The following is a 12889-nucleotide window of genomic DNA, read 5'->3' as shown; positions in this document are numbered from 1 at the left end:
CCTTTCTTAATTTTCATTTTGTTCTGCTATGCCAACTAAACGGAAATAGCTTTTCTTTGCATCCCCGTCGGATATCAATTCCGCCAGTAATTCAGGCAGAGGCATTCCACACCAACGAATAATCTGTTCGATGGAGTAAGAAACTGGTGAATGTGGCTCACTCTCTCTAAAGAAGTCAGCGACCTGTTGCAATTGTTCAATGGCTTGCTCACGAGACTGCATATTAGTTGTTAGTAGTGCTTGTGGTTGGAGAGGTGACGACTGTTCTTGCACTTCGATTTCACCGTCATATTCATTTAGTTCTGCAACTACTTTAGGCGTCTTAAATCGGCTGCCTAACAAATGCTTAAGTGCCGAGTGTATTGAATCTAATTTTTTTGATATGTAAGAACTTGGGGTGACGTCACCAACCGCTTCATCAAGTTTTTCGCTGAACTGACTGAAAGCAATCATTGCAAATTCCAAATCACCAATCAGTTGCTGGTAAAATTCATCCGACGTGGCTTTTACGGTTTCTGCAATTTTCGACATCTCCACTGCACCCTGGTCAACTTTTGAACGACGCTTGTCTTCATCTAACCGTTCTAGCTCAACAGCTTGTTGGTACTCCCAGAATGCATATGCTTGTTCTATACCCACATCTGTTAGCGGCACCGAGGCAATTGGAAAAATCAATGTACCTTCATTATCAATGCCATTTAGTCCGATGATCGAGGAAGTTCGGGTTTCCATGCCATCTTCATCCGGCATTGGGTACAATTGATCCCAGTACTTTTCGATGTAAGTCGTTGCCAATTGGTATCCAAGGCCTAATCCACGAAAGCCATGAATTCGAGTTAACGCTTCAATAAGCCAAGCTACGAATTCCAAGTCTTTAGATTGTGAAGCGAGAATGTCAGGAACCTCATCAACAAATACACGCCATAAGTTGGTATGAGTAAGGATGCTTTCCTCTTCGATGATGGCATTTCGCTCTGCATTACGTGCCGCCATTCTATGATCTTTTAAACGATAGTAAGCCGACTGGGGGGAGACATCTTCGCGAGGATCGATACCAGTTGGATTTTCCTCAGAGATAGGCTCAAGAGCTACATCGTACCAATCAAACATATCACTCATGCGACCTTCCTCTTAAGAAGACTGGAATCGTCGCGTCTTCGTGTCGTGGCAATTCAATTTCATTCTCTGCTTTACACACTTTCACCAACGTACACGTGACATTGTCACTCGCACCACGGACTAAGGCTGAATGCATGAGGGCTAATCCAGCTTGATTGACAGAATCTGCATACAAGGTTTTGTGCATTTCTTCGTTGGTCAGTTCTTTAGATAAGCCGTCACTACATAACAGGAACTGGTCACCGTCCGCGAGCTGTCCAGAGATTTGATCTATGGTCACTTCTTCATCTACTCCCACCGCACGAGTTATCACATTTGCAAGCGGATGAGACTCTGCGTCTTCAAATGCGAGTAGCCCCTGCTCAACCAAATCCATCACTTGGCTGTGATCACGTGTTCTTTGTGAGAAAGTACTCGCTCTTAATTGATAAATACGACTATCACCAACCCATAAACAATGGTAATAACCGTCTTGCACTAACAGCAAAACGAGTGTGGTTCCCATTGTTTTCCCTTCTAACTGGGCTCGTGCATAATGGTAAATTTCTCGGTTTGCTTGCTGGACCACATGTCTTAGTTCATCGATTCCAAACGAGCCTGAATCTTTTACATAACGCGCGATACGATCGACCAACATCTGACTTGCGATATCGCCAGCACTGTGTCCACCCATCCCGTCAGCGACGACCCAAACACCATGATCAGACATATCAAGCAAAGCATCTTCGTTGTGCGGCCTTACCTTTCCAGGATGTGTTTTGGCAAAGGTAAAATAGTTCCAATTCATTATCATTCCTACCAATTCCACTTGTGCCATTGGCCGTCTAACATTGCCGAGAACTGCCCTATAGAAGGGAGCCCTGAACTTACAAACATACACGGTTCAACCTTGGACGATCCTTCTGTCCACCAAAAACAAGGCGCTTTGTTTTGCTGTTTTATTAACGCACTAAGTAATGCAGTTGATGTCAAAGCTTCGTTTTGGGAAAACACCGTTGAGAGCTCACTTCGATACATTTCGGATATCGGTGAGACTTCAATGTCAATTTTAGAAAGCGTGTCGCTGGGCTGATTCAAATTTTGTGTCCATGCATCAAAAACGAAAGCGTCGTCAAGAACAGCGAGTGCTAGATCTTGACTATCTTTCCCCCAACCATTATTTGACCAATACTGTGTCGCATCTCCTTTTACCGCGCGAGCAACAGTAAAAAAGAAGTAGCGTCCAGAAGCGTCAACACTTGGTATCATGCTACCGATGTAAGTCGCCTCTTCCATATAGCTGACATCTAGAGCAAAGTTCCACACTGGTGACGTAAGAAAACACTCGTCCCACTGTTCACCAAGCTGCTCTCGACTGACCGCAATAATCGCTTGCTGCCAATCATGCCAACGATTGGTAAAAGATTGTGGCAATCCATGCTTAACAAAATCACCTTTCACTGGCATTTTGCCAACATAACCCCAGCTTGGACTTATAAGGTTTGCGGACATCGGAATCTCTCCATCTCATTCGACCAAAACGGATTAATAGCACTTGTCGGGATAAGCTCTAACTGTACCTTGTTCCCTTTTAGGTCAATCATCACGATATTGTCTTTTCTTGATTCAGGCCTTGCTTTAAGCGACTGATCTAAAAGCTTAAAGATTCCCCATTCACCTTCATAGGTATGCGCAATTTCGCGATTGGATTCAGGAGGTGTAAACACGATTCGAGTTTGATCTTGACCTGCTGGCCAACTTAGCGCTTTCGCTCTTGCTGGCCCGTGTTTATAGACGAGATCTTGAGTTCCTAACTCCAGCACAAAACGCGTAATATGCTGGTCGAGATAGACTGGCTTCATTCCAAAATCGACACGTAATGAATTATCGGATTCAAAAAACGTTTGCCTGATTCGCTTAGCCCGTTGAAATACCACCAATGTTTCCTGTCGAACGCCAATCTCTTTCTCAAATGTCCAACGTCTTGAGGAAGTATCAACGAAAGGTTCTAAATACTCGTTGAAGAATGAGTCCAGTGTCCCGCCATACCCAAAGAAACGCTTAAAGTCTTTTAACCTCACTTCTTTTTCCGCATTTGGAACAAATGGATAACGACCAGCGATTGAACTACGATAAGGTTTAATGACTTGCGTTAACCACAATTGATTAAGGTGATCCTTAGATCCGCTTTCTGCAAACTTAACCGATTCCTGAGACAATTCTCCTAGCCATTGATTAAACGGTTTAGGCAATAACTCTTGTGCTCGTTCAAATGACGACGCCACATCCTGTGTTACTGTGCCATCCAAAATGCTCTTGTACGCTATTTTTTGATTGTTTCCAGAGCTCGATAAATCTGACAAGTACGACCTTAAATTAATCATGGCCTGCTGAATATCAGCATAATCCTGCTCACCCAAACGGAGCACAGCTGTAAAATGCTGTTCTACTTGTTTACCCGGTAAAGCGACATTAAAGGTGTTTTCTTCAGGTAAATACATATCTAGCTTATCTGCGGTATTAGAGAACTTAACTTTTGCTACTTTACCAGCGACCTCAGAAGCGGCTTTTTGATTGTCAGACAATACAACCTTCGTCAGTCCAACTTCCTTCTGAATCGCACGCAATAAAGATTCAATAGGCCTTTCTACGCCAGCTAAGACTCTTGCTTGTTCAGAGGCAAACTCTAAGTTGGGCGCTTGCTTTAATTGAATGTCTTGAATCAAATCCTTCCATTCATTGACATAATCTTGGTAATACCTGTTTTGTACACCTTCAATAGCGCTCGCATGATCTATCTCGTGAGCTTGTAAGTCATCACCATAGACCCAATTTTCTTCCATCAACCCTTTCACCGTTCGGTTGATTTGAATTTGAAAAATACTATGAAAGCCGTTGTAGGTATAAAAGCCTGAAATACCCTGAGACAAAGGTTTTCCGCTGACACGCTCGAATTGCTCCAGTCCCTTCGGACCGAGGACATCAGTTAAACGAAATGACGGTACATGGCTCTTTGAAAACTGAATTTTCATTCTTTGGTATGCACGTTCTGGCAATGACATCTCAGTTAATATGTCCCTTGCACTAGCAACAACATCATCTTGAAAAACAAGACCGCGTTCATTACTCTCCAGCAGATGTTGTGTATGAACCATAAGGCGCCCTCTTAACGCCTCATTAAGCACTCCTGGATATTGGCGTTCAAAATAAAAACGAAACCACGCTAGCACTTCTTCTTGCTGATATTTATCAGGGTTAAACAACATTAGGTAGGTTTTTAGAGTTTCATAGAGATATTGTCGATGTGCCTGGTTGCTCTCCATCTCATTGACTAAGCTGCGAGTAACCATTGGGGAAAAATGTTGGGCCAAGGCTGCAATGTAAGCGCTATTCGCGGCTTGAGAAACTTTGTCCCCCTGATAAAGACCAAATTTTTTAATGGTGTCGCTCTCTCCGTACTGGCTCTGCTTTCCAAGAGGTAATGTCATAATACGATCTAGCGTTTCCACAGCACTGATAATATCTGATTCGAAATCCAGACTGTCGGCTCCAATCATGGCGTTAACATGACCAGTCTGACGATTAGTCTCTTTAATAAGTTCTTTATTCCATTGATAACTTGTGGCCCAAGCAACAGTGGCTCCCACGAGCGTAATCGTACAGCCGATGTATACCCCTTTATGGAGCCAACCGGACTTTCTTTGGTAATGACGATTCACCGTCCCTAACAATTGTTCTTTGAAAATCACACGGTCAAATAGACTCTTAACAAAAAAACTATGTGAGCCGGTACTGTGTGAGGTTAATGGCAAATTGCCCAATCCCAGCCCATTTGTAGATTCACTCATCAATCGATTCATAGGCGCCCCCTCTTGAACCGAGCTAACCATGAAAACACCTCGAATTAAGGCGGGCTCCTCAAAGGTGTTTTGTGAAAAGATCTCGGCTAGAAATTCGTCTAAGTTGGCCTGTAATACTCGTAACTGTTTCGGAAACTCAAATATTAGCGCTCGCTTATCGAGATCGTCTTCTGTTTCGAGAATGCGTAACATCCGTGCATCTAGACGTTCCAGCAGATGATGGAACTCTCGGTTAAACAGAGAAATCACTCCGCGTTCATCATCGCATTCTTGAGGGAACATAAAACCAAACAAATCGTCACGCTCTTCTTTACTCAAATCCGAGAAATACTCATTAAAGCCAGCAACGAGATCCATTTTCGTCAACAAGACATAAATTGGGAATTGCATACCAAGTTGGTTTTTAAGCTCTTGTAAACGAGATTTAATGGCTCTGGCATGAAGACTTCGTTCAGTACGAGTTTGAGACATGACACTTGCCAAACTGACCGTGACAATTGCGCCGTTGATTGGTCTTTGTGTACGGTATTTTTTCAATAACCCCAGAAAGCCATGCCATGCTTTTGAGTCCACTTTCTCTTGGCTATCTTGAGTAGTGTAACGACCAGCGGTATCAATCAATACGGCTTTGTTCGCAAACCACCAATCACAATGTCGTGTTCCCCCCACACCCGCGACCGAATCTGACCCTGTAGAGTTAGCTAACGGGAATTCCAGCCCAGACTGCTTCAAAATCGTGGTTTTTCCAGTACCCGGAGGACCGATTAGTACATACCACGGTAAGTCATATAGGCTACGTTTACCTTTATGGGTTTTAGTGACAATCTTGATCGCTTGCTCTATACGATCACGCATTAAATCAACTTCGGTGGCAGCTTCTTTGTCTGATTGACTATCAAGTTCAAGCAAAGTCTGGATACTTTCATCCTCTTTCACTTTCTGTTTATGCTGCTTGGTCAGGTTGAATACTCCCCAAACAAACACCAAGGTAAGAATTGTGACTAAGCGTTGGAAATCTGTCTTTAGTGGCTCATAGCCAGCGACAATAATTAAAGGACCGACCGCCCAAATAAAAATGGAACACGCCGCAACGCCAATAAGGCCGATAAACCAGCGCTGAGTGAAGACTCTACCTACTTCTCGGATACTCATATCTCTCACTTTTCCTAGTTTGCGACAATCAAGTCAATTTCGATACGACGGTTCAACGCTCTATTGTCAGAACTGGTGTTTTCCACCAAAGGTCTCGCATCACCTAACCCTTCAGGTAGCACTCTTCCTTCCAGCCCACTATTTGCAATCAACTGGTCTGACATGGCAGTGGCTCTTGCCAAAGATAGATGCCAATTAGAAGGATATTTACTGGTGAAGATAGGGTTATCATCCGTATGGCCGGTAACAAGAATTTTGCCTTCTGTCGCTTCAAGAGTACGTGCTATTTTGGAAACAACGGGTTGTATGTAAGCAACAACATCTGCACTTCCTGACTCAAATAAGTCTTGCGCTTTCAACGATATTCTTACGCGATCGGGTAACGCTTCTACCGTAACCAATCCTTTATTCATTTCCGTCGCAAGATACATAGAGATACGATCCGCCACAGGTTGAACCTTCGATTCAAGCTCCGCTGACGCGACTTGCCTGTCCGGCTGGATCAAATTAACCAAATTCGAAAACGTTCGATTGGAAGCACTATTCAAGTCATAGCTAAGGTACATAAAAACGCACACCAAAATTGCCGAGGTAACCGAGCATACAACCCACAATGGTGCTCGTTCTGACATTTGGGAACCTGTAAGCGTGCGCTTATCAATATTGGCACTCATTTCTTTTGCAGTACCACGCCCATAGGACTTAAGAATGCTCATGATTTGCTTTCTAAGACGTCGATGATCTTCTAAGCCATTTTTCTCTAAACGGTATTGCCCGACAAAACCAAGCGACAAGCAAACATACATCAACTCTAACAAATCGAGCTGCGACTCTGGCTGAGACACTGCATTATCAAGATGTTTGAAAAAGGCTTCTCCACCCTGACTGCTCGAATAAAATGAACTCAGTAAAGAATCATGACTCCATGTAGATTGGCTTCCCCAATGGGTATTCAATACCGCCTCATCAATTGAGCAACATAAACAGTACCGTGCTGTATCAATGGTTTCTAATTCAACGTTGTGTTGGCGCAATCGGTTTTCGTAGTCTCTCAGTTTCTGTGCGAGTGTTTCCTTTAGAAACAACACATCCGAATGTGAGGCCGTTGATCGAATTTGCCCTACCATTGATAAGATACCGTTGGCTTCAGCCAAAATGGGGTTGAGTCCAAAAGCAACGACTGAGTCGTTATTAACGATCTCAGGGCTTTTAGAGATCACAACCGTGCTATCTACTGGCTTTACGTCTGGTTGTTTTAAATTTGGTCGCCCACCCGGTGTAGGTTTGATTATCGTTTGTTCCATAATGACGAAGCCTTTTATTGGCTAATGCTCCAAAGTTCAATGTCAGCATTCGGGAAGTGACCAGAAAGTTGTAGCGCGATGCCGCCACTTTCTCGCAGCCTCATCCAAAACGGTCCCTTTTTCACAACCTCGAAGTACACATAGCCCGTTTGATAAGGTATTTGTCTTGGAACAACACTCAAAGGCGCAACACTGATACCGTTGATTTGATTGTTAATGAGATCGCGTATTTGCTCTGCAGGCCCTAACTTAAGCTGAGCGGGCACTAAGCGTCGTATTTCATCGGTGGTTGTATCAGCCTTAACCGCGAGTACAAACTGGCAAGACTCCAGTAAGCGTTTATCTGGCAGAGGTGTCACTTGGATGCCATATTGACGTATTTCAAGTGGTAACTTATTCGCCGTTTGGTCTAAAACGACACTTAAGTACTGGCTGAGTATCTGATTAATCTCATGAAACACACTGGAAAGATCGAAGTGATCGTATTTTTTTAGTTCCGGAACACGTTTGTTCTTACTCGAAAACGTCGATAACTCACCGATATAACCATGCAGTAGTGCTACTAAATCTAAAGGATGTACCTGTTCTAGTTCGGAAAAGTGACGTAAAACAACTTCATAGCGGTTCAACATCTGCAGCATAATAAAATCGACCGCAGAAGCGGAAGCCGCCTTACCCTGAACCAAACGCTGAGACACAACGTCTGCACGGATCTTTGTCATTGCAAGTACGTTACGTAAACATGTGGTTATAACAGCACTATTCAGAATATTTATGTGTGGTGGGATGTATTCTTCATCAAGAATGACTGCCCCTTCATCGGATACTTCTTTGATTTTGAAAATCGGCAATTCAATAAAGCCAGACTGTTTCTCATTACTTGCTGCTAGCTCTAAATTAATCGCGGTTACTTGAATGCACTCTTCATCTTCCCCAGTTAAAACATCTACAACATCCAAATCTTTTAGAAGATAACGTGAAACCAATTCCTCACTTTTATCAGAGACCAATCGTTGTTTTAAGCTAAATGCCGGAACAACGATTTTGACCAACGTTTGATGGGTGCCTTTTTTTACGAATAACGGCGTTATGCTCGCATCACCTTTTTTCCATTGAACGAGAGTCATGTCTGGCAGGATCGCATCGATCTTTTCTATCTCAATAACCCCTTCTTTTAAAGCGGTCGGATTGATTAGGCTCGATGATACGCCCCAATTGTATGCGTGTTGTAAGTGAACTAGCCCCTTGTATTCGTGAGCGGTTGCTCGTTCACTTTGCTGGAAATGTTGAGGACGCAAAAACATCCCCTCACACCAAGCGGTATGGGAAAAGTGTGTCATTGAATAGTCACCAAGATTATTTCACGAACAAAGACAGGTCTTCTAAGTGGATTTGATAGGTGTTGTAACCTGTCTTTTCAACTTCGATCACTTGCCTCCAATTCGAGTTTTCGATGTCTCGAAACGCAGCCACTAAGCCGAGATACTCTGTCTGGGGAGACATACTGGCTTGGTAAACCTCCTTTTGACCTGGCGTTAGGGATATCTCAAATTTGTTGACTAAATCGGGGCCCAGAACTTTGTCATAGCTTTCGTATATTGAGAAAAAGTCCTGACTTTCAAACACCGTTGGTGAGGTAAGTTCGAAAATATATATAACAACTGGTGACGGTCTGCCATTGGAATCTGGATTGATATTATGGCTCGCCGTTATTTCTAAATCTGCATAAGGGTCGACCACTAAGTTTGCCGCTGAACACCCAATGAGAGTCACTGTTAATATCAGTAATACTATTCTTTTAACTAATTTCATAATTAGACCTTAACTATCACGTCTTAGAGCGTTTTCATAATGCTTGGCAAAGTCATCTAAATAAAAAAGATTCTCTTTATTAACAACATCGTTGGTTAGTTGGTTATAAATAACCTCGAACCTTTTCCAACTTTTATAATACTTTCTTGTCGGAATCACTTTATTAAACAAACTATCATTAGAAAGTGACTCAGAATATATTAAAGATGGATCAACTAATGACATAACACTTATTACCGTCCCATTCACACCTTGCATTAATGCTTGTTCATGGTTTTCAATATCCTTAAATGCCTCTTTTATTGCCGAATCAGGCGGCATAAAACTCGCTGTTTTCCGGTTATAAAGATTATGCATAGCGTCTTCTAAATTGGCCGAGAATTTGAGTGGATTATTCTCAGATTTTCTAAATGCGGTATGATTTAAGCGATTAGTCTGTTTGAATTCAGCTCGATTGTGTAAAGTCTCCATTAATCCTGTAAGCATTAAAGAAAAAGACTCTCCTAGCTGCTGAAACCACATCTCTCTCTGCTCGTCAGGTACCATATTCGGACTAATACCTAATCCGCGAATGAACGCGTCAGCCTCATTACCGGCACTCAGTTTTTGGGGAGTTCTGTTCGGTTCTTCTGTGACGAGACGTGATATATCTTGTTCTTGCTGAGGAGGAATCGAGGGCTCAATAAAGTCATCCATTAAGCCAATATCTAACTGATACTCATTAGAAACACAGTCCTCTAAGAGTTCAGAAGCGCTTATGCCAAAGTCACTATGATTGAAATTACTGCTAGCGCCTTCATTAAAGGATTCATTTGATTCAACACTTTGAACTGGCACCTGTTCTAAACACTTCTCCTGAACGCTAACCTGAATTTGATAATCGCCGAGGGTCACCACATCATCATGAGCTAGAGCGATTTCATTGCCCTGTCCGATTGGACTGACTGAGTTGTTCACGAATGTGCCGTTGGTCGATAAGTCTTTGATCAAATACTTGACACCAAACTTGATAATTTCACCATGCTTACCTGAAATGACTCTTTCTGGATCGGGGAGTGTCCAGTCACATTGTTCAGAGCGGCCAAAGGAAATTTTTTCGTGTTCGCCGCTTGCGTCAAAGATGAACTCGCCTTCTATCTCAGGAGTGAACTTATGAAAACTCGTTATGGTTAAAACCAACGTCATGTAAACCTCGCCAAAGGGACTGCTTAATATTTGTGTTTCATTCTTTATGTTTAGATCGTTTATTTATTAACAATTAAGTTATTATCGACCCATAAAATAATATTTATATTTCAAGAACGGAATAATGAATTAATTTTCTAGCAAAGCAATCAGGTATTTTTACTCAGAACAAAATATACAACGAGGTTCAAATTTTTGACACTTCAATTTACACGCGTCAAAAAACCGATGTTAGCTTGACCGAGAAATCAAAAAGTCATCATTTTTCATGAGTTATTAGACTATATATTTTCACCATCATTTATACGGAGCCTCTGTGATGGAAGACCAAAGTAAAAACAATTCTATAAATAAAGATACGAGCGGTGATAAAACAAAAATTGTAAAGACTCAAAAAAGAGAAAATACAGTTGATAAGATTGTTGACTCAAATTATGAAGGCTCCGCCCAATTCAATAATGAGACAAATACAAAAATGTCTCAAAATCAGAACACTTATTCTCTAGATAATAAAATAGACAATACTTCATGTAATCAAAGAGAACCTTCAACGTCGCAGTCTTTAGTTGGTGAAACCATCAAGAGTCGCTACGAAATTGAATCGCTTATTGGGCACGGCGGGTTGTGCGATGTTTACTTGGCAAAAGATAAAATCCTTGAGTCATCAGGGACTGATAAACCTTACGTCGCATTAAAAATTCTTCAGGAGGAGTTCTCTTCCCAACCTGAAACCGCACGAATGTTGATTCGAGAAGCACAGCAAACTCAAAAACTCAGCCATCCTAACATAATTCGTGTTTACGACTTTGGCGTTGATGGCGACGTGTATTTTCTCGTCATGGAGTATGTGGATGGTGAAACTTTAGAAACTCTGATTCAGCGCTCTCGCCCTGATGGTCTTAAATTTAAGGCCGCGCTGTCTATTTTAAATGAGACTCTGGATGCTCTCGCGTATGCCCACTCTCTAGGCGTGGTTCATGCCGATCTTAAGCCTGCGAATATCATTCTTACCTCAGAAGGAAAAGTTAAACTTCTAGACTTTGGTGTATCCAAAACTCAACAGTTAAAGCACGACCAATATGCCGCTAAACGTAAAACCCAAGAAAGTGATACTCTGGGGTTTACGCCAAACTACGCTTCACTTGATATTCTCTCAGGAAACGATCCTCAGTTTAGAGATGATATTTTTGCTCTTTGTTGCATTACCTATGAATTATTGAGTTGTAAACACCCTTACGCACGCACACCGGTTGACGAAGCACTAAAGAAAAATGTTCGCGTCACTAAGCCCGCTCATTTCCCGCTCACGAAATGGTCTTTATTCTCGAAAGTGCTAAATAAAGGACTCGCACCAGCGGACCTTAGTGCAGAACTCCTTAAACAGCACATAAACAAAACGAGATGGCCAGTTTACACGAGTGTCGCAGCATCGCTTGTCGTCGCAACGCTTTTAGGATTGGTATATCAAGATCAACAAGACCAGCTCACTCAACTTGAGGCTGCATTAAACCAGCAAACAAAGCATATTAGTTCAGCACAAGCACTACTCGATACCGCGCCAGAAAACACGAAATCTCTTATCGATTCACAACATGATCTGCATCCGGTGATCAAAGCGGGCTTTTTAAGGCTGTATAAGCCCTACCTACTTGGTGCTTACGAATCAAAGATTGATGATGTACTTAACTCTGATGTTAGTACTTATCCCAATTACGACCAGATTGAGGAAATTCTTCAACAAGCTAAAGTCTACTATCCTGACTCCCATAAAATTGAAGTGCTTGCACTGGATATTCAATCGAGTAAGCATTCAACGTTACTTTCTATCGCGAGGCAAATTAACAGCCAGTTAGAGAAATCAAGCTACACCCAAATTGAAGGCTCCAAGTCAATTTATGACCTCAAACAAGAATTACATCAAATTCATCAAGAGTACCCGTTTGTACCAAGTTCACTTGCAAGCGAGGTCTTTGGCCAGCACTTAAATGAAGCGTTACAGCTAAGAGATGCAGCCGCACTTGTTACTTTAATCAAAGTTGGAAATACCTTTTTTGCCGATTCTGATGAGCACCGCCAAAACATCGCAATCAGTAATGCGATGAAAGATGCAGTTTTAGAAATGAAACTCTTTGAGACAGCAAAAGACAGTCAAAATCCATTGCCATTCCCGGCCGATGCTGCTCGCTTACTCTATCAAGAAGAATTTGAAGGGCTCTACTACCGTTTGAAGCAAGCGAGAACAACCGTCAATCTCGACAAATTGGTTAAAGATATTGACCTATTTTCTGAAAACTTTCCGACGGGATTTCAAGATATTAACGACTTAAGATTTCAAACGGCGGATAAGTACCTGCAATTCTCAGACATCCTCTTGAACAAACGGAAGTCGACAAGTGCAAGAAGAGCGATGAAAAAAGCGAACGAGCTGCTAAGAAGAATAGAAACGGACTCTGTGCAGAGTTAATTCACGCAAATGTT

9 protein-coding genes are annotated in these 12889 nt (G+C 42.2%); 1 reads left to right on the top strand and 8 read right to left on the bottom strand.

The features are described from left to right. Window positions 1-6: 6 nt before the first annotated feature. The 8 genes from tssA to tagH are packed head-to-tail and all read right to left on the bottom strand — an operon-like array spanning window position 7 to window position 10411. A complete protein-coding gene (tssA, locus tag ATB76_RS20340) occupies window positions 7-1119 on the bottom strand; it encodes a type VI secretion system protein TssA (RefSeq protein WP_038867699.1) in 1113 nt (370 codons plus the stop codon). Then, window positions 1112-1906 carry a protein phosphatase 2C domain-containing protein gene (locus tag ATB76_RS20335; protein ID WP_061036040.1) on the bottom strand — a complete coding sequence of 265 codons (795 nt, stop codon included), beginning with the start codon at window positions 1904-1906 and terminating at the stop codon, window positions 1112-1114. Before ATB76_RS20335 ends, tssA begins: the two co-directional genes overlap by 8 nt. Window positions 1907-1914: 8 nt before the next feature. Beyond that, window positions 1915-2610: a type VI secretion system-associated protein TagF gene (gene tagF / locus ATB76_RS20330; protein ID WP_061036039.1), complete on the bottom strand. Its 696-nt coding sequence runs from the start codon at window positions 2608-2610 to the stop codon at window positions 1915-1917. Continuing rightward, complete coding sequence (tssM, locus tag ATB76_RS20325) at window positions 2592-6110, bottom strand: type VI secretion system membrane subunit TssM (RefSeq protein ID WP_061036038.1); 3519 nt, start codon at window positions 6108-6110, stop codon at window positions 2592-2594. The genes tagF and tssM overlap by 19 nt, the downstream gene beginning before the upstream one ends. Window positions 6111-6124: 14 nt before the next feature. Next, entirely contained in the window at window positions 6125-7414 is a 1290-nt protein-coding gene (gene tssL / locus ATB76_RS20320) for a type VI secretion system protein TssL, long form (protein ID WP_061036037.1), read from the bottom strand. Window positions 7415-7428: 14 nt separating this feature from the next. Then, window positions 7429-8754 (bottom strand): type VI secretion system baseplate subunit TssK, encoded by a 1326-nt coding sequence (gene tssK, locus ATB76_RS20315; RefSeq protein WP_081094946.1) that lies wholly within the window; start codon window positions 8752-8754, stop codon window positions 7429-7431. Between the two features lie 16 nt (window positions 8755-8770). Then, window positions 8771-9226 carry a type VI secretion system lipoprotein TssJ gene (gene tssJ / locus ATB76_RS20310; protein WP_038867710.1) on the bottom strand — a complete coding sequence of 152 codons (456 nt, stop codon included), beginning with the start codon at window positions 9224-9226 and terminating at the stop codon, window positions 8771-8773. A 9-nt stretch (window positions 9227-9235) separates the two neighbouring features. Then, window positions 9236-10411, bottom strand: a complete 1176-nt coding sequence (tagH, locus tag ATB76_RS20305; protein WP_061036036.1) for a type VI secretion system-associated FHA domain protein TagH — start codon at window positions 10409-10411, stop codon at window positions 9236-9238. 319 nt (window positions 10412-10730) lie between these two features. Between tagH and ATB76_RS20300 the strand changes: the two genes are divergently transcribed. Next, on the top strand, window positions 10731-12875 hold the full coding sequence (locus ATB76_RS20300; RefSeq protein WP_061036035.1) for a serine/threonine-protein kinase: 2145 nt from the start codon (window positions 10731-10733) through the stop codon (window positions 12873-12875). Window positions 12876-12889: the final 14 nt, after the last annotated feature.

It is taken from the genome of Vibrio sp. MOR3 (assembly GCF_001557775.1).
Classification (GTDB): Bacteria; Pseudomonadota; Gammaproteobacteria; order Enterobacterales; family Vibrionaceae; genus Vibrio; species Vibrio jasicida.
The sequence above is the reverse complement of the archived record's forward strand: the minus strand, read 5'-3'. Positions and strand labels throughout refer to the sequence as shown.